We start from the raw sequence: 23,201 nt of genomic DNA on the forward strand, positions 1-23,201 counted from the left end.
TGATTTTAATATTTTATAGTTTTATTTTTTTTCTCATCTTCCCAATAACACTCTTTTTCTGCTTTACACTTATAGCACTCTCTAGATAGTTTATCACTTTTATATATTATTTCTAAAAGTTTATCGTCTTTAACTTCTCTATGAGAGAAAATTAATTTACAAATCAATTCTTTTTCTTCTTTTGTATAAGTGGTTTCTTTTAAAATTTCATTACTTATCTCTATACTTGCTTTATGATGTTCTATTCCTTCTTTATATTCTTTAACTCGTCCTATATCATGCAAAAGCCCAACAGCATATATAACTTCCTTAGAAACATCTAATTTTTCTTCTAAAACTTTAATGTATGCGATTCTTGAAAAATTCAAAAAATGCTCTAAGTTATGCTTACAAAACACTCTGTCCTTCTCAATATATTCCAACTCATCTAAAAGCTTTTTATATACAGTATTATTATAAATTTGATTTACTTTTTCCATCTAAACACCTACTTTAATAAACTTAAAGTTTTCAACCCACTATCCTATTTTCCTTCAATATACCTCTATATGTTTTTTTCTAAATTTTGTTCCTAATTTTCTATTTAATTATGCAAATATTGTTTTGTTTAATCATCTATTCTTTTTCTACTATATCTATTTCTAAATATTCTTTTCTAATTAAACTCCCAATATTTTCTTTAGTGAACATATAATTATCAATAGAATTTATTTTCATTATACCTATTATACTATTAGTTATAAAAATTTCATCTATTTCTTTTAAATCTTTCCATTTAAAATTCTTTATTTTCACATCAAAATTTTTTATTATAAACTCTCTTAAACACCCATTTAGCAATCCTTCTTTTATATCTGGTGTATAAATTTCATTTTTTTTCACAAAAAATATATTTGCTGTAGATGTTTCGCAAATATTTCCTTTTTCATTTATAAAAAGACAATCATTAAAACCTTCACCTATAGCTTTTTCTCGCTCTAAAATATTTTCTAAATAATTTAAAGATTTTATTTTATTTAATACTGATGTTGAATTTCTTAAAACTTTACTTCTAGTTAATTTAAATCCTTTTTCATAATCCTCTTTTTTATAAGGTATTTTTCTACTTTTAATTATAACATTCTTTTCTGTTACTATAATTTTCAAAACAATATTTTTTAAATTTAATTCTTCTACTATTTCTTTTAAATTCTCTTGTACTTCCTCTAATCCAATTTTTTTTAGTCCTTCATTTAATCTTTTTAAATGAAAATCCCAAAATTCTATTTTTTCTTTTATGAGTATTGTTTCAAACACACCTCGCCCAAAATAGACTCCTGAATCTTGCTCAATTTTATTATTTTGAATAATTATTTCTCTCATCTTAGGACTTCCATTAAAGCTTTTGCCTTTTGAAGTGTTTCTTCATATTCATCTTTTTCATCTGATTCATATGTAATTCCCCCTCCAACACCCAAATAAGCTTTATCACCTTTCTTTAATATTGTTCTTATTACAATATTAAAATCACTATTACCTCGCAAGTCAAAGTATCCAATAGAACCTGTATATAAATTTCTTTTTATCCCTTCAAGCTCTTCTATTATTTCCATAGCTCTAATTTTAGGAGCTCCAGTTATAGATCCTCCTGGAAAACATTCTTTTATACACTTAACTGCTGATATATTATCTTTTAAAACTCCTTCAATAGTTGAAACCAAATGGAATACTGTTTCATATTCTTCAATCTTAAAAAGTTCTGTTACATTAACGCTACCTTTTTTACAAACTTTACTCAAATCATTTCTTTCTAAATCTACTATCATTAAAAGTTCTGATTTATCTTTTTCACTATTTTCAAGTTCTTTTCTATAAAAATCATCTTCCTTGGAATTATTTCCTCTAGGTCTAGTTCCTTTTATAGGTCTTGTAACAACTCTTCTATCTTGAATTTGCATGAACCTTTCTGGTGACGAACTTATAATTTGAAAATCTCCATAATCTACAAATGCTGAAAATGGTGCTTTGTTTATCTCTCTAAGTTTCTTGTATATATCAAAACTTTTCTTTTTAGTCTGGCATATATATCGTTGTGTCATATTTGCTATATATATGTCTCCTTCTTCAATATAGTTTCTCATAGTTTTTACTGCTTCTATATAGGTTTCTCTTGTAAAATTACTATTAAACTCTATTGATTCATTTATTTCCTCTATCTCTATCTTTTTATAATTAGAGATTTTTTCTACTACTTTATCAATGCTTATATTTAAATCTTCCTTACCAATAGCTGTAATATAAGTATTTTTATTTATAAGATCTATTATTACAATATTTTCATATAAGAAAAACCTCATATTAGGTATCTCAATATCTAAAGAACTGTTATCTGGTAATTCTTCTAACAATCTTCCTGTATCATAACTTATATAGCCAATATATCCTGCTAAAAGTGGTGAATCAGATGGATATAAAATTTTATTTTTTTCAATTCTTCTTTCTAATTCATCAAAAGGGTCCATCTCTTCTTTTAATATTCCATTTATAAAAACTTTCCCCTCTATGCATTCAAATTTCTCTATAGGATTAATTCCAATATAAGAATATTTCGAAAGTCTTTCATCCTCCTTAGAACTATCTAAAAAAATAGAGTTATTATCTTTTAATGCTTCAAACATTTCAATTTCAGTTAATTTTGTTTGAAATTTTCTTATCTTAAAATTCATTTTAATCCTCCTTACACACTTTTATAAACTCTTTAAGCACTGTATGTCCTTCCTCAGTTAAAACCGCTTCTGGATGATATTGTACTCCATAGATTTTATAATCTCTATGCTGAAGACCCATAATAACCCCATCTACAGTTTCAGCTGTAATTATAAGTTCCTTTGGTAATGTTTTCTTATCTACTATTAACGAATGATACCTTGTTACATTAAATTCTTTTTTAGAATTTTTAAATATTCCTTCACCATTATTAATTATTTTAGATACTTTCCCATGAATGGGTTTTTCCCCTTTTATCACTTTTCCACCAAATGCGTATCCAATGCATTGATGTCCTAAACATACGCCTAATATAGGAACCTTTCCTTTAAACTCTTCTATAATTTCTATAATTTCTTTTGAATCTTTTGGTGCTTTAGGTCCAGGTGATATAACAATCCCATTCATCTTTATCTTTTTCAATTCATTTATACTTATTTTATCTTTTCTAAAAACTTTAACTTCTTCTTCTAATTCATTAAAATATCTTACTAGATTATAAACAAATGAATCATAATTATCTATCATCACTAACATTTTGCTCCCCCTTTTATCTCATTTTTTTTCATAAATTTATCTTATTTCTATTCTCTTATATTTTTATTTTAAAATAAAGGTATTTTTATGATAAAATATTTTTAATATATATAATTATATCATGAGATATAAGAGAGGAGTTTTTGATGTTAAAATCAGATTTTCATGTTCACACTAGTTCTTCCGATGGAATATTATCCCCAAGAGAGGTTGTAAAGAGAGCTCATTTAAATGGCGTATCTTATTTAGCTATAACTGATCACGACACCATTTCAGGTATTTCTGAAGCTCAAGATGAAGCAAAGAAATATTCATTAACTATTATTCCTGGAATTGAACTTTCAACGAATTTTGAAGGTGAAAGTATTCACGTACTAGGTTTCTTTAAAGATGATTCTTATAAATCAGAAGAATTTATTAATATTTTAAATAGTATAAAAAATCGTAGGGTTGAGAGAGCAAAAGAAATGGTAGAAAAACTTAAAGTTAATTGTAATATCCATATTTCTTTTGAAAATGTTTTAAAACATGGCAAAGAAATCATTGCAAGACCTCATATTGCAAAAGAAATTATCGCTGCTGGCTATGATTACTCTTTTGATTATATCTTTGACAATTTTATTGGTAAAGATCGTCCTGCATATGTTCCAACAAATAAACTTTCAACTGAGGAAGGAATAAAGATTTTACATAACTTCCATGCTATCGCTATTTTAGCTCACCCAGTTTTAATTAAAAATTCTAATGTATCTGAATTTTTACCTTTTAATCTAGATGGAATTGAGGCTGTCTACTTCCAAAACACAAAAAAAGATGAAGATTATTTTATGGACTTTGCTAATAATCATAATCTTTTAATTACAGGTGGTTCTGATTGCCATGGTGATTTTATAAATGATGATAGACATGGTGATATTGGGGATATGCCTATTCCAACAGAATATTTAGAAAATTTTTTGAATGCATTAAGTATAACATTATAATCAAAATAAGAGAGCATACATTTCGTATGCTCTCTTATTTTATGGCTTTTATTTATTTTCTCCTGTATTTTCTATTTGGTCTTGTGTTTTATCATCTAAATATCCTTTATTTCCTGTTGTTGGATTATTTAAAATTCCGGCCATAACTAAAATTCCTAAGACTGCTGTTACAATTTCACTATAATTATCTGGTAATACTTTTAATCCAAACCCCTGCAATACCATTGGTACAAGTGCTGCTATAGATACCCATAACCCATAATTTTTAAAACGCGATAAATTCATATATCATTCCTCCTTTTAATATTATTATATGAATCCATATTTTAAACTGTGAATTCTTTATACCATCTAATGAATATATAAACTTTTGCCATTATTTTTTATAGATAAAAGAAAAAAAACTGGCATAAGCCAGTTTTCATTATATTTTAAGCTTCTTTTAAGAAAGCTACATACCCTTTTTTAGTTTCAAATATATCAACTTTTGAAGCTATTTCCCAAGGTGCATGCATATTTTGAAGTGCAACACCACAATCAATAACTTCCATTCCATATTGAGCTAGGATATAAGCGATAGTTCCACCGCCTCCTTGATCAACTTTTCCAAGTTCTGCTGTTTGGTATGAAACATCATGTTTTTCCATCATATCTCTAAGAGCTGCCATATATTCAGCATTTGCATCATTACATCCGCCTTTTCCTCTAGCTCCTGTATATTTATTAAATACTATTCCTTTTCCAAAGAAAGCACTATTTTTTCTTTCCATAACTGATGGATAATTAGGATCGAATGCAGCACTAACATCTGATGAAAGCATTCTTGAGTTAGCTAAGCATCTTCTCATTTTTAATTCTGAGAAATCTTCTTTTCTATCCATAACTTCTGCTACCATGTTTTCAAAGAATTTTGAATGCATTCCTGTTGCTCCAATACTTCCAACTTCTTCTTTGTCCACTAATAAGCATACTGCTGTTCTATCTATTTTTTCTACTTCTAATAATGCTAAAAGTGATGCATATGAACATACTCTATCATCATGACCATAAGCCATAACCATACTTCTGTCTAATCCATAATCTCTAGCTTTACCAGCTGGAACTACTTCTAATTCAGCAGATAAAAAATCTTCTTCTTCAAAGTTATATTTTTCTTTTAATAATTTTAATACATTAGCTTTTACTGCATCTTTTTCTTCATCTTTTAATGGAATACTTCCAACAAGAACATTTAAGTCTTCACCTTCAATAACAGTTGCTGCTTTTTTTCCAAGTTGATCTGCTGATAAATGTATTAAAAGATCAGAAATTCCTACTACAGGATCAGTTTCATCTTCACCTATTACTACATTTATTTTACTACCATCTTTTTTAGCAACTACTCCATGAATAGCTAAAGGTAATGTTACCCATTGATACTTCTTTACTCCACCATAATAATGTGTTTCTAAAAGTGCTAATTCTGAATCTTCATATAAAGGATTTTGTTTTAAATCTAATCTAGGTGAATCTATGTGTGCACCTAATATTTTTAATCCTTTTTCTAGAGGCTCTTCTCCTATTACAAAAAGTGCTAAAGCTTTATCCATATTATTAGCATAAACCTTATCTCCAGCTTTTAAGCTTTCACCTTTTTCTATAACTTTTTGTAAATCAATAAAACCATGCTTTTCTGCTATTTTAATTGATTCTTCAACACATTCTCTTTCTGTTTTACAGTTTGACATAAACTCTTTATATCCATCACAAAATGAGAATATTTCTTTTATTCCATTTTCATCATACTTATTCCAAGCATTTTTATTTTCCATGAAATATGTCCTCCTTAAAATTTAATTTTATATAAATAAGCAGCCTAATCTACATTATCACTAATTTGATTCATTCTGCTCTCTATTATATCTACCGGTGTTTCTTTAGACATTAACGAATATCTAAAGTTTACTGCTGCCGCTTCAACAATAACTGCAATGTTTCTTCCTGGTCTTATTGGTACAGTTAATTTTTTAACTGGCACCCCTAAAATATCCATGAAATCATTGTTTGTTCCAAGTCTATCGTAATCTCCATCATCTTTCCAATGTTCAAAATGCATAATAAGTTTTATATCTTTTTCTTGAAGTATTGAACTTAATCCATATAATGAAGATACATCTATTATTCCTATACCTCTAACCTCTAACATTCCTATAGTTATCCTAGGTGAAAATCCTATAAGATCTCCATCTATTTCTTTTATATCTACAGCATCATCTGTTACTAACCTGTGCCCTCTTTTTATAAGCTCTAATGCAACTTCACTTTTACCTATTCCACTTTCTCCAGTAATAAGTATACCTATTCCATATACATCTACTAATACTCCATGTAATCTTGTTTCTGGTGCTAACTTATCTGACATATAAACAGTAAGCTTACTTATAAATTTAGTAGTAACTAGACTAGTTCTTAATACCCATATCTTTTTTTCTCTTGCATATTTTAAAAATTCCTCATGTGGTTCTAGCCCTCTAGCAATTATTATACATTTTATATTAAATCTAAAATATTTTTTTATACGCTTATTTCTAAGCTCTACTTGCATATCGTCTAAAAAACTCCACTCTGCTTTTCCTATTACTTGTATTCTCTCTGGAGTAAAATAATTATAAAATCCCGATAATTGAAGTCCTGGTCTATTTATATCACTTAACTCTATAATTTCATCTTTTGCTCCTTCAACTATGGTCTCCAGTTCAAAATCTTTTATTAATTTCTTTACAGTTACTGCCATATAAGTGTCCCCCTATTTTTTCTTATTATATTCTATTCCACTTAATTGTGATTTTAAGTTTCCTTTCACTGCATCTATGTATCTTTGTCTTAATGCACCTTGTAATTCTTTTTCTTCATCAGATAATCCTGATTCTTTACTTTTCTTATATAACTCATTTATTTTAGCTGTAACTTCATCAATTGATAAAGTTTGTATATCTGATAATTTTATATTTTCCATTTATATCTTCCTCACTTTTTCTTTATTAAATAATATTTTATCTTTATTTAATTATATACTCAACTTATCTTAGTTTCTATAATTTTATATTTTTTAAATCTTTGTTTACTTTTCGACACTTCTTTATCATTTATTACATATAATTCTTTTATTTATAGGTATATATCTTATTTTTTCTATTTTCCTGACACTTCTTGTAATAAAAGTAAGAATGATATTTCTTTCTTTTCTCCCAAATTTTGTTATAATATGACTATAAAGTTATCTATTCTTTATAAATTGGGGGTGTAAATTGATGACAACAAAAAAATTACGACGAAAAATAAGATTTAAAAAAAATTTATTAAACAAGCTACTTTTACTAATAAATCCAACTAATAAATTTGCTGTCTATCTTTCCGAAAGTTTAGATAAAGATGTTTCCCTTTATCAAAAAAGATTATACAAATTTTATAAGCGTAAACATATGTCAACTTTAAAGAAAGAAAAAATGCTTGTTGCATAATATTAGATATAAAATTTACAAGGGGTTAATTATACTTTAATCCCTTTTTAATCTTTTTATTTCTCTGTATAAATAAAAAAATACCTCCTAAGAGGTATCTTAATTTCATAATAAATTCCCAAATATGCCGTTTGCCCATATATTCAAGACCTGCCTCTCGCAGGTGGGGTTCACTCAATTTAAACTCTGCTTTCTTCTGCATAAACTATGAAGCTTTCGCTTCGAAGCCTAGCATATTTAAATTTGTTGCAAATCCCGAATATATCATGTAGGTTGAATATTATAAGCTTGGCGAACATCTCAGGAATGTTTATGATTTTATTATAGCACATTATTTTTATATTTCAACTATTTATTCAAATGTAAAAAATAGTATTTTCCTACAAGTAATCGTTTAACAACGCTTCTAAGTCACCTTCATATTCATCTATACAAAATGCTACTCTAAACTTCATATAATCTAATGTGTTAGCATCTATTTCTACTTCATTTGCTTTTCCTGAAAGTTCAAATTCTTCACAAATATCTTCGACAATACTATCAACATTATCCTTTGCTATATCTAAAAGGTATGGTATATAGTAGTCTGTTCTCCACTCATCGCTGCCTTCATCTAAATCACTTTCTTCATTTGCATAGGCTTTAGCACCCTCTACTTCCTCTTTATCAAAGTCATAAAAAAATTCTAAAACACATTTTTCTTTTTCTACCACTAATTCTGTTATTTCTGATACTCCATTTTCAATAAGCATTTCTGTTATATTTACTATATCCATCTTTATCCCTCCTAATATAAAAGCTTTTTATACTCTTTTTTTACTTCTAAGAATTCAGCATCATCTTCAACTAAATTCAACTCTTCATTTCCATCAATTTCATCAATTCTAAACATATACATTTCATCATCTGTATTATCTTCTACTGAAGTTAATAATAAATAATCTTTATTTTTCTCTTCTAAAAATATTTTAGCAACAACTTCAAAATCAACTTTATTACCATTTTCATCTCTAAAAGACATTATATCTTTAATCTCCATAATTTATCCTCCTTTGCTTTGCTATACATAATTATAAAGTCTTCTCTTTTTAAATTCAATTTAAACTTTTATCTTTATAATTATAATTTATGTATTTTAATTTATTTTATTATAGCTAAAAGATTTTTAATAATATTATTACTAAAAATCTTTTAGCTATTTCATTTTTTATATCTATTAAATAAGTTCTGTTAAGCTTTCTCTTTCCACTACATATTCACTATGAAGAGCTCTTGTTAAAGCCACATATAATAGCCTTTGACTTAATATATCATTTTTATAATTTTCCTTACTAGGATTATAAATAATACTACAGTCAAACTCTAATCCTTTAGTTAAATATGATGGAATAATAATAAAATCTTCTCCTGTTTCCTTTTCTTTTCCTTTAATTCTTTGGAATTTATTTTCACTACTTTTCTTTAAAATCTTTTCTACCTTTTCTGCTTCTTTTCCATCCTTAGTTATTACTGCAACAACATTTTTCCCTGCTGCTTTTACTATCTCTATTATTTTATCTATTTCTTTACCAATTTCCTTATCTTCAGAACATTTAATAATCTCTGGTTTTTTCCCATGTCTTAAAACTGGTTTTGCATCTTTAAGTCCTAAATTTTGTGCTGCCAATGCTTTTTTAGCAAAATCTATTATTTCTACTGTAGAACGATAACTTTGGCTTAAACTTATATATGTTGCATTTCCCTTAAATAATCCATCAGTTATTACTTCCCAATTTTTTAATCCTTTATAATAATATATTCCTTGACCAATATCTCCAACCAAAGTTAACGAATTTCCTTTTGCTAATTCATTGACAAGGTATACTTGAAATGGACTATAATCTTGAGCCTCATCTACAACTATATGCTTAAACTTTTCTTCTTCATCTATTCCTTCTAATAATACACGAATATATAAAAGTGCTGCTAAATCATCTTCATCTATCAATCCATCTTCTTTTCTCTTTATAAATTCACTTCTCATAAAGTTTTCTAAAACTTCTGGAATTTTATTATCTGTAGCTAACTTAAACATCTCTTCGTCAAGCATAAAGTTTTCTAGAACTTGACTTGAATCTATTCCTCTCCATGCTTTAAAATACTCATTTAAACATGACTTTGAGTTCTTTTTAATACTATTTTTTATTCTATCTCTCTCATCATAGCTTTCTACTAAAAGTTTTCTTCGCTCTTCTGAATTCTCATTCTCGTCCTTTATTCTACGTATATTTACTTCCCATTTTCTATCAAAATTTAAAATTAAAATTTCTGTTTTTTCTTTTAACTTTAAACTTAAATATCTTTTTATTTCGTCTTTACGTTTGTTTATTGGATATGATTTTAAATCTTTTAAATATAACCTTAATATTTCTTTACTTGTAAATAATGTCTCACCTTCTATTTTTATATCATCTATATCAAAGGCTCTACTTTCAATTAATGTTATATACCTATCTATCATAGTTTTAAAAGCTAATGATCCTCTTATTTTCGCAGAATTTACTATAAGTTTTTTTTCATCTTCCTCTGCTTCTAGAAGTCTTTTTAATTTTTCATCTTTATTATAAATTTTTCCTTTAAGCTTTGCTTTCTTTTTTACTAAATCTTCAAATGTATTTTGTGTTACTTCATGAGCTCCTAAATTAGGTAATATATCTGAAATATAATCTAAAAATAATTTATTTGGTGCTAAAACCAATATATCTTGTCCACTCATGCTTTCTTTATACCTATATATTAAATATGCTAATCTATGAAGTGCTATTGTAGTCTTTCCTGACCCTGCTGATCCTTGCACTATAATAGGTAAGTTTCTTGGCCACCTTATAATATCATTTTGTTCCTTTTGAATAGTTGCAACAACTTCTTTAAGTTTTTTCCCTCTACTTTCTTCTAAGTTTATTTTTAAAAACTCATCAACTAGTCCTTGCCCTTCTTCACCATTTATCATAAGTTCATTTAAGCCCTCATCAAAAACTCTCTCCAACTCGCATTCTTCATCAAATAAAAATTTTCTTTTTACTGAAAGCTCTCCATCAATTATTCCAGCTGGTGCTTTATAACTTGCCTCTCCACCTGTTCCACTATAATAAAGATCTGCAACTGGTGCTCTCCAGTCAACAACTATTTCATCTCCATCTTCACTATCACTTATTCCATGCTTTCCAATATAAATTTTTTCTACGACTATAGATTTTCTCTCTCTAAAATCTACTCTTCCAAAGTAAGGGATACTATATGCCTCTTCATATTTAGCTATATCTTTTTTAGCTAGATTAAGAGCTTTTCCAGTAGCATCTTTTTCCATATTGTACTTACCCTTTAACTCTTTGCTTAAACTTATATATTTATTTGATACATCATTCACATAATTTTCTTTTCTTTTTAGCTCATTATTTATAAGCTTTCTTTTTTCTTTTAGGATTTTTCTCTCTTCAATTAAAGATTTATTTTCCATTCCCTCACCTCTTTACAATCTTTTAAAATAATATCTTTAATAATAGCCTTTTATCCCTTAGTTTGCAATTAAGATAGGCAAAATTTCTTCTATTTTTTCTTATTAATATTATGTTTCATTTTAGTTAAATATAATATTAATCTATCTATCACGAAAAAATACATGCTATCATGAATTTATAACACAATCTATTTTTTTATAAAGGAGGAAATTTTTATGAATTTCACTGATATAGACATTCAACTACCAGATAAAAAAATTAATCAAGACTGGATTGATTCAGACATTGCATATAGTTTAATTAATGATGAACTTATGGATGAAGGTAATGCAAGAATGAATCTAGCTACTTTTTGTCAAACTCATATGGAAGACAATGCTATTAAATTAATGTCTGAGACACTTGAAAAAAATGCAATCGATAAATCTGAATATCCTCAAACAACAGAAATAGAAAATAGATGCATAAATATAATTGCTGATTTATGGAATGCAGAGGAAAACTCTAATTATATAGGAACATCAACTGTTGGTTCCTCAGAAGCATGTATGCTTGCAGGTATGGCTATGAAATTTAGTTGGGAAGAAAAAGCAACCGCTTTAGGTATTGATACTCGTAAAAAGAAACCTAACTTAATTATTTCATCTGCTTATCAAGTTTGTTGGAAAAAATTCTCTGTATATCACGATGTTGATCTAAAGATTATACCTTTAGAAAAAGATAATCTAAGCCTTAATATAGATCAAGCTATCAACGCTATTGATGAATACACTATAGGTATTGTTGGAATTTTAGGGATAACGTATACAGGAAAGTATGATAATATTTTTGAACTAGATAGAAGACTTGAAATATATAATTCAACTGCGAAGCTTCCAGTTTATATTCATGTTGATGGAGCATCAGGTGGTTTATTTACACCTTTTGTTGATAAAGATTTAATTTGGGATTTTAGATTAAAAAATGTTATTTCTATAAATACATCAGGTCATAAATACGGATTAGTTTACCCTGGTATAGGTTGGGTAATTTGGCGTGATAAAAAGTATCTACCTCAAAAAATGATTTTTGAAGTTAGTTATTTAGGTGGAATGCTTCCTACTATCGCAATTAACTTTTCAAGAAGTGCAAGTCAAATTATAGGTCAATATTATATTTTTGTTCGTTATGGCTTTAATGGATTAAAATTAATTCATGAAAAAACTAGAAATGTTGCTATGTATTTAGCTACTGAATTAGATAAATTAGGGTTATTCACGATTTATAATGATGGTAAAAATATTCCTATTGTTTGTTATAGATTAAAGGAAAATTTAAACTTAAATTGGACTCTTTACGATTTAGCAGATAGAATTGCAATGAAAGGATGGCAAATTCCTGCTTATCCTTTACCAAAAGATGTTGAAGATATAAAAATCCAAAGAATTGTAGTTCGTGCTGATATGGGAATTAATCGTGGTGAACAACTTATTAAAGATATAAAAGAAGCTATTGAACAGCTCAATGAAGAAAAAGAATATAACTTAGTTCACGGCTTTATTCATTAATAAAATAGAACTATATACTTAATTTGTATATAGTTCTATTTTTATTTTATAACGATACTTGCTTCATTTTATTTATTAGCTTTTCATTATCTTTAGTTTTTAAAATACATACTCTAAAGAAATTTTTATCTAGACCTTCAAAACTGCTACAGTCTCTTATTATCATACCTTCTCTAGACAAGCTATCATATAAAACACTTGCTTCTTTTCCACTACTTATTTCACAAAGTATGAAGTTTCCTTTTGTTTCATAAACATTTATATAATCTATAGTCTTTAAGCTTTGTGTTAAATTTTCTATTTCCTTTTTTACATGTACAAGAGTTCTATCTATAAACTCTTTATCTTTAAACATGACTTCTCCCATAATAGTTGCTAATATATTTATATTCCATAATGGTAGACTAGTTTTTATAGATTCCCTAACTTCTTCATTCCCTATAAGACCATATCCAAGTCTTATTCCAGGTGTACTAAAGAACTTAGATGTTCCTCTTATCACATATAAATTATTATAGTTATCTACTAAACTTGTAGAACTAAAAATCTCTTTATCTGTAAATTCTATGTATGTTTCATCTACCATAAAAAATGTATCTTTAGCATCTGATATTATTTCTTCTATTTCACTTCTTTTAAAACAAAATCCTGTTGGGTTATTAGGATTACATATTATAACTAAATCATATTTTCCTTCTTTTATCTTTTCTTTAAACCCCTCTACAGAAACTTTAAAATCATTTTCTTTTTTCGCAAAATATTTTTCAATTTTACAGTCTATTTTTTTTAAATCTTTCTCATATTCTGAATATGAAGGATATAATATTAATGCTTTCTTAGGATTAATAGTATCTATAAATGAAACTATTAATTCTGTAGCTCCCCCACCTAGAACTATGTTATCTTTATTACAATCTGCATATTCAGAAATAGATTCTCTTAATATATGATAATCTGGATCTGGATAAATCGAAACATCATCAATTCTTTCTTTAACCATTTCTTTTGCTTTCTGTGAAGCTCCAAAAGGATTTATATTTGAACTAAAATCTAGTATATCCTCTTTTTTTAATCCAAGAGTCATTTCTAAATCAAAAAGATTTGCTCCATGTTTTTCACTCACAATCATTCACTCCTTACTTTCTTAACTAATATTTATAATACCATATATTTTTTCTTTTTATTAAATTTATACTTCTGATTTAATCATAATTCTTTTCTTTCCTTAATATAATATTGTAAAGTATTTAGTTAAACTTTTAATTTTTTTATTGAGGTGAATATATATGTCAAATGAATTAACTATTTTAAAATTACAAGCTAGAATTTCTTTATTAGAAAATAAAGGTTCAAGCCCTAGAATCGTGGCAAAACTAAAAAGAAAACTTAGAAATTTACAAGCTTAATTTACTATTAGTATTTTACTGTAAATAAAAACTAGCCCTTAGCAATCTTTTTATTTAAAGATTTTACCTTAGGCTAGTTTTTTTATTTTTCCACTTCTTTATTAATAAATAAGGTATTATTTATCACTAATTTATCTCTATACTCTTTATTTATTTCTTTCAATGAAAATATTGAAGGTAATATTATCATAAATACCGCTGCTGCTATTACTCCTCTTATATCTATCTGAATTTCTCTCTCTAATAATATTTTTATTTTACCCTTTAATGTCTTCTCATATATTTTTTCTTCTTCAATTTTCAATTCTAATTTTTTATAAAAATCCTTATTCAAATTTTTTTTATTAAATTCTCTTTTAAAGGATTCTTTTAACTTATTCTCTACCTTATTTTCTTCCATCTTTTAAAAGCTCCTTTTCCAAAGCAGTTTTACCTCTCTTAAGCCAAGTCTTTACTGTTCCTTCTCTTTTATCTAATATTTCACTTATTTCACTTATTTTAAGTTCTTCATAATAATATAAATATATTACTGTTTTATATTCATTTTTTATATTTTCTAAAGCATTTATAAGATTTTCTTTATCTAACCTTTCTACTATTTCTTCTTCATATCCCTCTTCTTTTATAAAATCCACATTTTCTATCTTCTTATATTTTTCTTCTTTTTTTACAATATTCTTACATGTATTTATTGTTATTCTATATATCCATGTATAAATTGAGCTTTCTCCCTTAAAATTATCTAAATATCTATATATTTTCACTAGAACTTCCTGTGTTATATCTTCACTTAAAACATAATCTTTTGTATATAATCTAGCCAAATTATATATTCTCTCACTAAATTCCTCTACAATACAGTTAAAAGCTTTTTCTTTATCCTTTTTTATTTCCTTGAAGGCAGCTCGTCCCCCCATAGCTTCCATATTTTAATCTCCTAAATTTTCTTTCTCATACCCATAGGTATAAAACTGTTCAAACTCATTTTTAAAATAAGCTATCTCATCTTTATTTTCGTTTATTTTATATAGTTCCTTTAATAAGATTTTTTCCATTTTCTTTGTCTTTAATAATCGCTCTTCTGTATAAAACTCTTTTTTATTTTGATCAAGATATTCATATCTTACTGCTAGCCAAATTAGAGGATAAATATATTCTTTTTTATAACCTTCCTCATCTATTTTTTCTTTAAACCATTTTTCACCTTCCTCATATTTTTCTTCATCTAATAATTTTGCTCCTTGTGTTACTTTATAGCTTTTACTTCTTATATTTGTTTCTATTCTTTGTGAATTTAATGTATATTCATTATCTCCAATTTTTTTAATCCCTCTCACAGCAATAGCCTTAATGGTATTTTCTTTAAATCTTCCACTATAATTTAATTCCATCACTGTTTGTAATGTCTTTTTCTCTTTTCCAGTCTCCTCACACTCTTCATTTATCATTCTTTTTCTCTCTATAGGTGCTCTAAATGGTGTAAGACTTCCCTCTAAAAGTGGTATTTTAACTTTATTTTCTTTCGTCTCAAAAAATTCTGTATACCCTGCACTATTTTCTATAAACATTAATTCTATAGAATAATAATCTGCTCCCTCTACCTTATCAAAATTTATTTCAAAACTATCTCCATCTAATTTAAGATTTTTATCTATATTTATATTCATTCTCTTCCTAAAGTTTAAATCTAATTTATATTCTTTTCCTTTTTCTATTTTTTCTATATCTTTTTCTTCCTCAACATATTCTTTTCCTAGCTGAACATCTATTACTGGTGAAACATTTAACTTATCTATACTAGGAATATTTTTTGCTTCATAATATCCATCTTTATCTGTATAAACCACTTGTCCCCAAACCTGACTAAATCCATCTTGAAAATAGTATCCTGAATATAAAACATTTCCAACTATAACTGGAATATTTCCCATTCCAACTCCATCTAACGTTATTCTTCCACTAACTTTACTATCTCCTTTAAGAAAAACTTGTGTTTGACTTCCATCTTTATTTTCTCTCACTTCATATATCGGCTCTATTTGCAATACATTTATACTACTTCCCAAAGCGCTTAACAATCTTTTTTCATTGAAAACTTCTATTTTTTCTCCTATCATCTTTTGTTCATTTCTATAATAATAATCTTCTTCTTTAGCTTCATACAGTATCCTCTCTATATCTGGTATAGAAACTATTTCCTTAACTTCACTATAATAGTTTTTTGCTTTTTCTATATCATTCTCTATAATAGCTAATTGAACCCTCAATATTTTTCCTGCTGCATTTTCTTTTAAATTCTTTCTTTTTAAACTATTCTCCAATATTTTTTCAGCCTCTTCTATATTTCCTCTATTCATATACATATTAAAAATAGCCATTGTATTTATAGAAAAACTTGTACCTTTACTAGTCTCTAGTCCTTTTTTATATAATTTTAATCCATCTTCATAATCACCAAATTCTGCTGGTATAAATCCACTTATACCTCTTTTCCCATTAGTAATATATTTTCCCTTATGATTATATTTTGTAGCTCCCATAGAATAATATGCCATTCCTTCAAAGGGACTTAAAATTTTAGGCCATTTTGTATAAAGATTTAAAACACCATAAGAATAAACTCTTGTTGTTATTTCACTTCTTCCTATAGGCTTATTCCATACAAAAAGAACTCTTCCTGTAAAATATAATATATTTGGTAAAATTATAAAAACTAATATTGGAATTATTATTAAATGTTTCACCTTTACTTTTAATTTTTTTCTCATAAATCTCCCTCTCTTTTCCTCTTATACTTTTTAGACAAGCTTCTCCTTTAAAAAGTTTCATAAATAAAAAATATTTTATATATTTTTACTTTTTTTCATTTATTATTCTTTTTTAACTCTTTTTGTTGTTCAAACCTATTATTTGATATAAAATTATATTTAGAACTTGTATATAAAGGACGTGAATTTATGGTTAATTTCCATTTTGATAAAAGAAAAAGTGTCAAAACTAAAATTTTATCTTTTGCTGATACTATAGTTACTTCTACTGAAAGTCTTATTCATTCTAGTGAAACAGTTCATAAATCTGCTCTTTCACTTAACCATATGGCAGATATGTCACTTCAAACTATCAGTCGTTTTAAGCTACAAGATGAAAATGGTGTTACTGATCGAAATAAAGGATTAAAATAAGGTGCGATAAATCGCACCTTTTTAATTTAAACTTATTTAAAAACATCTCTTGCAATATTTACTGATTCTTTAGCATCTTTTGCATAAAATGTTGCTCCTATTTCCATTGCATACTCTCTTGTAAGGACAGCTCCCCCTACCATGATATTTCCTTTATATCCTTCTTCTTTAAGCCTTCTTATTGTTTCTTCCATAGACTTAACAGTTGTTGTCATCAATGCACTTAATCCAACTAACTTAACCTCTTCCTTAAGTGCCACTGTAACAATTTTCTCTATATCCACATCTTTTCCTAAATCAATTATTTTATATCCATAATTCTCTAAAATAACTTTCACTATATTTTTACCTATATCATGAATATCACCTTTTACGGTTGCTAAAACTATAGTTCCCTTATTAACATCTACTTTTTCTTTTGTAGTTATTCTTTCTTTTATTATTTCAAATGAAACTTTTACTGTTTCAGCTGCTTGAATAAGTTGTGGTAAAAAAATTATCCCTCTTTCATATTTAACTCCTACTTTATCTAATGTAGGAATTAAATATTCATTTATTATTTCTAATTCCGTTTTTTCTTTTAATAAAGTATATGTTAAATCCTTAGTTTTTCTTTTAAACCCCTTTAAAATAGCCTCTTCTAAATCTCCTACATCTTCCTTTTTTTCTTTTATCTTTTTTTCTATTTTTAAAGTACCATATTTACTTATATAATTTTCCGATTTTTTATCATTATTATTTAGAACTTTAAATGAATCTACAATTCCCATCATTCCTGCTGTATTTGGGTTCATTATAGGTAAATCTAATCCTGCTCCTAATGCTATAGCCAAGAATGTTTCATTTATAATGCTTCTATTTGGTAATCCAAAAGAAATATTAGATACTCCTAACAAAGTTTTTACTCCAAACTTTTCTTTTATCATTCGTATTCCTTTTATTGTTTCCATAACTTCTTCTTGTTGTGCCGATGCTGTAAGTGCCAAACAATCTATATATACATCTTCCTTTTTTATTCCATACTCAATTGCTTTATTTATTATTTTTTCTGCTATTTTCACTCTATCCTCAGCCTTAGATTGTATTCCCTTTTCATCCAACGTAAGTCCCACTACTGCAGCTCCATACTTTTTTACTAAGGGTAATATTTCATTTAAAGCTTTATCTTCACCACTTACAGAATTTACTATAGGTTTTCCATTATAAATTCTTAACCCTCTTTCTAATACTTCCTTTTTGTTAGAATCAATTTGAAGAGGTGTATCTATTATACTTTGAAGTTCTAATATAACCTCCTCCATCATTTCCTTTTCATTTATTTCAGGAAGTCCTACATTAACATCTAATATTTCTGCTCCAGCATCAATTTGCTCTAAAGCTTGATTTATAACATAATCTAAATCTCTATTTATTAATGCTTCTTTAAATTTTTTCTTTCCTGTAGGATTTATTCTTTCACCTATTACTTTCGGTCCATTTTCTATTAATACCGCTTTGGATGATGAACAAATTCCATAAATATTTAATTCTTCTCTAATAACTCTTTTTTTACTTTCTTTTATCTTTTTTAATTTTTCAATAAACTCTGGAGTAGTTCCGCAACATCCACCTATAACCGATACTCCTAAATCTACATATTCACTTATTATATTTGAAAATTCATCTGAAGTAATTAAGAATTTAGTTTCTCCATCAATCATCTGAGGTAATCCAGCGTTGGGCTGAATCATTATAGGTAAATTAGTAGTTTTCACTATACTCTTTATAATACTTTTTAATTCTTTAGGTCCTAAAGAACAATTTACTCCTAATACATCAACACCTAATCCTTCTAATGTTAAACACATACTTTCAGGTGTACAACCTGTAAAAGTTCTTCCATCCTTTTCAAATGTCATAGTTGCAAATACAGGTAAATTCGATTCTTCTTTTGCTGCTAAAACTGCTGCTTTCATCTCATACAAATCTGTCATTGTTTCAATTAAAATCAAATCTACTCCTGCTTCCACTCCAACTTTTATTTGCTCTTTAAATATTTCTATAGCCTCTTCAAAATCTAAAGTTCCCATAGGCTTTAAAAGTTCACCTATTGGCCCTATATCTAAAGCTATCTTTACTTTTGTATTTTTACTTCCTTCTTTTGCATTTTCTATCCCTTTTCTAATTATATCTTCAACTGAATATTTCTGATTTTTTAATTTTAATCTATTTGCACCAAAAGTGTTTGTTGTAATAATATCTGCTCCTGCCTTAATATACTCTTTATGTATATTAATAATAAGCTCTTTATTCTCAATATTAAGCTTTTCTGGAAATTCTCCAAGTTTTAGTCCATTTTTTTGTAGCATAGTTCCCATTGCTCCATCAAAAACTATAATTTCATCTAATAAATTATTAACATCCACATATATCACCTTCTTTTCTATAAATACAGTTACTATAATTACTACATTTTAAGCAAGATTTTTTTTCTTTTTCATCTTCAATTATTCCTAATATAGCAGTAACTGATTTTCTTGGAAATAAAATTAAACTTTCTGAAAGATTTAATCCAATTCTTCTTTCACAATCCAATATATTTATTATATCTCTTTGACTACCTAAAGATAAATCTCCATATCCTGGACTATACCTTAAAGTAAAATTTTCTTTTTCTCTTAAATATTCTTTCTTTAATTTTAATTCTAACTTATCAATATATTCTTCAATTGCTGTAGTTGCACAAGCATCTAAAATCAAAGCATCTCTCATACTTATTTTTTCATATTTTCTTATTAATCTTTCTATATCATTTCCAAGAGTAACCGCTATTAAGATTATCTTATGTGATTTTTTTAAAAGATTATATATATCTTCTCCTTTAAAGCTTACGATTGTATTCAGCAATTTTATTTCTTTTCCACTTTTTTCTATATTGTAAAAATTATATATTTTTTTAGGCCTTAGAAAGGCTTTAGATTCTTTTCTTATTTTATTTATATCATCTAAAAGCCTTTGATCTAATTCCTGTCCTTTATATCCTAAGTATCTTAAAACTTCATCTATAGAAATCTCTAAATTATCCATACACATTTAATGAAAATCCTTTTCTTAAAGCTTCCTCTGCATATTCTTTTGCTCCAAAAAGAGATAAATCTTTATAATTTCCACATTGTATATCATTGTTTGCAGGTATTTCTTTTGCTTCTATTATTTTTCTTAATCCAGTTTCTAATGCTATCTTAATTTCTTGTGGATTTCTATCTCCCCAAATGCTCAAATAGAATCCTGTTCTGCACCCCATTGGTGAAAAATCAATAATCCCCTCTAGAGATTCTCTTAAAAAATGAGCTAACAAATGTTCTATTCCGTGCATTGCTGCTGTTCCAAAGCTTTCTTTATTCGGCTGTAAAAATCTAAGATCAAACTTTGTTACTTTGTCTCCTTTTTCACCAGTTAAAATACAGCATCGTCTAACATAAGGCGCTTTCACCTTTCTATGGTCTAATTCAAAACTCTCTACCTTATTCATACACAATCTCCTTTCCATTCACTGCCTCTATTACAGTTTTTATATTTTCTTTTATTTTTTTTGCTACATAGGGATTATTCATAGTATATAAATGAATCCCTTCTACATTACTTGATGATAAGTCAATTATTTGTTCTACTGCATAAGCTATTCCCGCTTCTCTTAATGCATCTTTATTATATTCATATTTTTCCATTATCTTTTTAAATTTTCTAGGTATTTTCGCTCCACAAAGATTTCCTATTCTCTCAATTTGCTTTTTATTTATTACAGGCATTATACCTGCTTGAATAGGTGCTTTAACTCCTCTATTTCTTACTTTTTCTAAGAAATCATAATACTCTTCATTTGAAAAAAATAATTGGCTTATAAAGCTTGTACATCCACACTCCTCTTTTAAAAGCATATTATCTATTTCTAAATCTATTCCTTTATTTTCTATATGACCTTCTGGATAACAAGCCCCAATAATGTTAAATTCATCTTTTAAATGCTCCATAAGATTACTTGCATATTGAAAATCTTTTACTTCCAATTTTCCATTATTATCTCCTCTAAGTGCTAATATATTCTCTATTCCCTCAAGTTTTAATCTCTCTTTTATAAAATCTATATTCTCTTTGTTTTGTCCTATACATGTTAAATGTGCTATAGATTCAATCCCATATACATTTTTTATAAGTGATGATATTTCAGCAGTTTTATTATCAGTACAACTACCTCCAGCACCATATGTTACACTTATAAAATCTGGATTTAATTCCTTTAATTCATTTAATGCAGTATAAATGCTTTTTACAGGCGAAGTATTTTTAGGTGGAAATACTTCAAATGAAAATACTAATTTCTTTTTCTCAAATAACTCTCTTATATACATAGTTCCCCTCCTATCCATTATATTCTGTAATAAGTAATCGATAATTTAATTACCTATTTACTTTCTTTAAATAACCCTTTTCCCTTTACCTTATCCTATTTATTGATAAATTTATCTTCTTAAAAATAAAAAAATATCTTAAGGATACTACCTTAAGATACTCTCATTCTCTTAAATGTCTCCTTATCTAACTGGATTTAGCACCACACACAGTAGGTTGCCGGATTTCATAGGGCCAGTCCCTCCATCTCTCTTGATAAGTCTTTTTCACAATTATATATTATTTTCCTTTATTTGTAAATTAATTTATTCAATAAATATTCTTTTCATTGATTTCTATTTTAAATAATAAGAACCCCCTAAAAAGGGAGTTCTTTACAATTTAAATTTCATTTTATTCTCACATTAGAATATTTTATATTTCTCTTTAAAAATGATTATAAAATAATAATAATATTGAGATTATACTGCACATTATGCTTATTCCTACTATACAACTAACTGTTTGTCTAGGTGTAAACCCTTTAGCCTCTAATCTAAAGTGTATTTGACTTCTATCAGCTTCATATACGGCCTTTCCTTCACTATATCTTTTAATAATAACAAAAATATTATCAAATATAGGTACAGCCAATGCTAATATTGGTATAAGTATACTTAAAACAGTAGCCTGTTTAAATGCTCCATCTAAAGCAATTATACTTAATATAAATCCTAAAAAATTTGCCCCAGAATCTCCCATAAAAACCTTTGCAGGGTGTACATTAAACACTAAGAATCCTACTAAAACACCTGCCATAACTGCTGATACATTTGCTGAATCAACTTGCCCTAAAATAATTGCTGCTATAAAAAATGTAGCTGATGATACTAGTGATATTCCACCTGCAAGTCCATCCATTCCATCTGACCAGTTTATTACCGTTGTCACACCAAAAATCCATGTAATACTTAAGATAAACTGTAGTGTGTGATTTAAAACAATATATTCACCACTAAATGGATTAGTAAATCCTCTAAATGCAACTCCTGCGTTATATACTATAATTGCTGCAAGTATTTGGATTATAAATCTTGGTGCTATTTTAAATTCTTTTCCCTTTGATTTATAATAATCATCTACAATTCCTATTAAAAGAATTAAAGTAGATCCTATAAATATGCATATTTTTTTATGATCTATTTCACCCGTAAAAAAGTAAACTGCAAAAAAACCTATATACATTCCAAGCCCACCACAAAGAGGTGTTATTTTTTTATGTTTTTTTCTTTCTGTTGGTTTATCAGTAAACTTAATTTTATATGATATTTTTATAAGAATAGGCATAGCTATAACCGACACAACTAATGCACTTATAAATTCTATTAAATAATCCATAATATTCTCCTTAGCAATTTATGTTTTGTATATAGATT

The 23,201-nt window shown here is 27.0% G+C and carries 24 protein-coding genes, 1 other RNA gene and 1 riboswitch; of the genes, 4 read left to right on the forward strand and 21 right to left on the reverse strand.

From position 1 onward, the window contains the following. Positions 1-5 precede the first annotated feature (5 nt). The 4 genes from Q0W06_RS00240 to Q0W06_RS00255 form a co-directional block, all read right to left on the reverse strand. The gene (locus Q0W06_RS00240; protein WP_297629704.1) at positions 6-479 is read right to left on the reverse strand and encodes an HD domain-containing protein; all 474 of its coding nucleotides are present in this window, start codon (positions 477-479) and stop codon (positions 6-8) included. Positions 480-615: 136 nt separating this feature from the next. Beyond that, positions 616-1,362: an aminotransferase class IV gene (locus tag Q0W06_RS00245; RefSeq protein WP_297629707.1), complete on the reverse strand. Its 747-nt coding sequence runs from the start codon at positions 1,360-1,362 to the stop codon at positions 616-618. Then, the gene (gene pabB / locus Q0W06_RS00250) at positions 1,359-2,705 is read right to left on the reverse strand and encodes an aminodeoxychorismate synthase component I (RefSeq protein WP_297629709.1); all 1,347 of its coding nucleotides are present in this window, start codon (positions 2,703-2,705) and stop codon (positions 1,359-1,361) included. Before pabB ends, Q0W06_RS00245 begins: the two co-directional genes overlap by 4 nt. 1 nt (position 2,706) lies before the next feature. Continuing rightward, positions 2,707-3,282 carry an aminodeoxychorismate/anthranilate synthase component II gene (locus tag Q0W06_RS00255; protein ID WP_297629712.1) on the reverse strand — a complete coding sequence of 192 codons (576 nt, stop codon included), beginning with the start codon at positions 3,280-3,282 and terminating at the stop codon, positions 2,707-2,709. 146 nt (positions 3,283-3,428) lie between these two features. On the opposite strand from Q0W06_RS00255, the gene Q0W06_RS00260 reads away from it, so the two are divergent. Beyond that, positions 3,429-4,265 (forward strand): PHP domain-containing protein, encoded by an 837-nt coding sequence (locus Q0W06_RS00260; protein WP_297629716.1) that lies wholly within the window; start codon positions 3,429-3,431, stop codon positions 4,263-4,265. A gap of 48 nt (positions 4,266-4,313) precedes the next feature. Here the strand turns inward: Q0W06_RS00260 and Q0W06_RS00265 are convergent, their stop codons facing one another. The 4 genes from Q0W06_RS00265 to Q0W06_RS00280 form a co-directional block, all read right to left on the reverse strand. Further along, a complete protein-coding gene (locus tag Q0W06_RS00265; RefSeq protein WP_297629719.1) occupies positions 4,314-4,550 on the reverse strand; it encodes a holin in 237 nt (78 codons plus the stop codon). A gap of 146 nt (positions 4,551-4,696) precedes the next feature. Continuing rightward, positions 4,697-6,076, reverse strand: a complete 1,380-nt coding sequence (locus Q0W06_RS00270; RefSeq protein ID WP_297629722.1) for an aminopeptidase — start codon at positions 6,074-6,076, stop codon at positions 4,697-4,699. A 44-nt stretch (positions 6,077-6,120) separates the two neighbouring features. Continuing rightward, a complete protein-coding gene (hprK, locus tag Q0W06_RS00275; protein ID WP_297629724.1) occupies positions 6,121-7,038 on the reverse strand; it encodes an HPr(Ser) kinase/phosphatase in 918 nt (305 codons plus the stop codon). 12 nt (positions 7,039-7,050) lie between these two features. Next, positions 7,051-7,260: a DUF896 domain-containing protein gene (locus Q0W06_RS00280; RefSeq protein WP_297629727.1), complete on the reverse strand. Its 210-nt coding sequence runs from the start codon at positions 7,258-7,260 to the stop codon at positions 7,051-7,053. 295 nt (positions 7,261-7,555) lie between these two features. On the opposite strand from Q0W06_RS00280, the gene Q0W06_RS00285 reads away from it, so the two are divergent. Then, positions 7,556-7,765 carry a hypothetical protein gene (locus Q0W06_RS00285; RefSeq protein ID WP_297630091.1) on the forward strand — a complete coding sequence of 70 codons (210 nt, stop codon included), beginning with the start codon at positions 7,556-7,558 and terminating at the stop codon, positions 7,763-7,765. A 111-nt stretch (positions 7,766-7,876) separates the two neighbouring features. On the opposite strand, the gene ssrS is transcribed toward Q0W06_RS00285, so the two are convergent. From ssrS to helD, 4 genes are all read right to left on the reverse strand, one after another. After that, positions 7,877-8,075: non-coding RNA, 6S RNA (ssrS, locus tag Q0W06_RS00290), on the reverse strand. 70 nt (positions 8,076-8,145) lie between these two features. After that, complete coding sequence (locus Q0W06_RS00295) at positions 8,146-8,541, reverse strand: hypothetical protein (protein ID WP_297629729.1); 396 nt, start codon at positions 8,539-8,541, stop codon at positions 8,146-8,148. A gap of 11 nt (positions 8,542-8,552) precedes the next feature. Continuing rightward, positions 8,553-8,804, reverse strand: coding sequence for a DUF1292 domain-containing protein (locus Q0W06_RS00300; RefSeq protein WP_297629731.1), 252 nt, complete (start codon positions 8,802-8,804; stop codon positions 8,553-8,555). 177 nt (positions 8,805-8,981) lie between these two features. Further along, the gene (gene helD, locus Q0W06_RS00305; protein WP_297629734.1) at positions 8,982-11,261 is read right to left on the reverse strand and encodes an RNA polymerase recycling motor HelD; all 2,280 of its coding nucleotides are present in this window, start codon (positions 11,259-11,261) and stop codon (positions 8,982-8,984) included. 216 nt (positions 11,262-11,477) lie between these two features. Here helD and Q0W06_RS00310 point away from each other — a divergent pair, with 216 nt between their 5' ends. Beyond that, positions 11,478-12,809 (forward strand): glutamate decarboxylase, encoded by a 1,332-nt coding sequence (locus Q0W06_RS00310; RefSeq protein ID WP_297629736.1) that lies wholly within the window; start codon positions 11,478-11,480, stop codon positions 12,807-12,809. A 46-nt stretch (positions 12,810-12,855) separates the two neighbouring features. Here the strand turns inward: Q0W06_RS00310 and Q0W06_RS00315 are convergent, their stop codons facing one another. The 4 genes from Q0W06_RS00315 to Q0W06_RS00330 form a co-directional block, all read right to left on the reverse strand. Beyond that, on the reverse strand, positions 12,856-13,932 hold the full coding sequence (locus Q0W06_RS00315) for a histidinol-phosphate transaminase (RefSeq protein ID WP_297629739.1): 1,077 nt from the start codon (positions 13,930-13,932) through the stop codon (positions 12,856-12,858). Positions 13,933-14,297: 365 nt separating this feature from the next. Continuing rightward, complete coding sequence (locus tag Q0W06_RS00320) at positions 14,298-14,615, reverse strand: hypothetical protein (RefSeq protein WP_297629741.1); 318 nt, start codon at positions 14,613-14,615, stop codon at positions 14,298-14,300. After that, positions 14,602-15,141 (reverse strand): RNA polymerase sigma factor, encoded by a 540-nt coding sequence (locus Q0W06_RS00325; protein ID WP_297629744.1) that lies wholly within the window; start codon positions 15,139-15,141, stop codon positions 14,602-14,604. Before Q0W06_RS00325 ends, Q0W06_RS00320 begins: the two co-directional genes overlap by 14 nt. Before the next feature lie 3 nt (positions 15,142-15,144). Next, complete coding sequence (locus Q0W06_RS00330; protein ID WP_297629746.1) at positions 15,145-16,983, reverse strand: hypothetical protein; 1,839 nt, start codon at positions 16,981-16,983, stop codon at positions 15,145-15,147. A gap of 189 nt (positions 16,984-17,172) precedes the next feature. On the opposite strand from Q0W06_RS00330, the gene Q0W06_RS00335 reads away from it, so the two are divergent. Next, the gene (locus Q0W06_RS00335; protein ID WP_297629750.1) at positions 17,173-17,397 is read left to right on the forward strand and encodes a hypothetical protein; all 225 of its coding nucleotides are present in this window, start codon (positions 17,173-17,175) and stop codon (positions 17,395-17,397) included. A 32-nt stretch (positions 17,398-17,429) separates the two neighbouring features. On the opposite strand, the gene Q0W06_RS00340 is transcribed toward Q0W06_RS00335, so the two are convergent. The 5 genes from Q0W06_RS00340 to Q0W06_RS00360 all read right to left on the reverse strand — a co-directional run bounded on the left by Q0W06_RS00340 (position 17,430) and on the right by Q0W06_RS00360 (position 23,163). Continuing rightward, a complete protein-coding gene (locus Q0W06_RS00340; protein WP_297629753.1) occupies positions 17,430-19,802 on the reverse strand; it encodes a homocysteine S-methyltransferase family protein in 2,373 nt (790 codons plus the stop codon). Continuing rightward, complete coding sequence (locus tag Q0W06_RS00345) at positions 19,792-20,469, reverse strand: vitamin B12 dependent-methionine synthase activation domain-containing protein (RefSeq protein ID WP_297629756.1); 678 nt, start codon at positions 20,467-20,469, stop codon at positions 19,792-19,794. The genes Q0W06_RS00340 and Q0W06_RS00345 overlap by 11 nt, the downstream gene beginning before the upstream one ends. Then, on the reverse strand, positions 20,456-20,908 hold the full coding sequence (locus Q0W06_RS00350; protein WP_297629759.1) for an S-ribosylhomocysteine lyase: 453 nt from the start codon (positions 20,906-20,908) through the stop codon (positions 20,456-20,458). The genes Q0W06_RS00345 and Q0W06_RS00350 overlap by 14 nt, the downstream gene beginning before the upstream one ends. Then, a complete protein-coding gene (locus Q0W06_RS00355) occupies positions 20,901-21,785 on the reverse strand; it encodes a methylenetetrahydrofolate reductase (RefSeq protein ID WP_297629762.1) in 885 nt (294 codons plus the stop codon). The genes Q0W06_RS00350 and Q0W06_RS00355 overlap by 8 nt, the downstream gene beginning before the upstream one ends. Positions 21,786-21,945: 160 nt before the next feature. Next, positions 21,946-22,048, reverse strand: a riboswitch (SAM riboswitch). A 164-nt stretch (positions 22,049-22,212) separates the two neighbouring features. Further along, positions 22,213-23,163 carry an MraY family glycosyltransferase gene (locus tag Q0W06_RS00360; protein WP_297629765.1) on the reverse strand — a complete coding sequence of 317 codons (951 nt, stop codon included), beginning with the start codon at positions 23,161-23,163 and terminating at the stop codon, positions 22,213-22,215. Positions 23,164-23,201 lie beyond the last annotated feature (38 nt).

This window comes from uncultured Clostridium sp., assembly GCF_947072515.1.
GTDB lineage: Bacteria > Bacillota > Clostridia > Clostridiales > Clostridiaceae > Clostridium.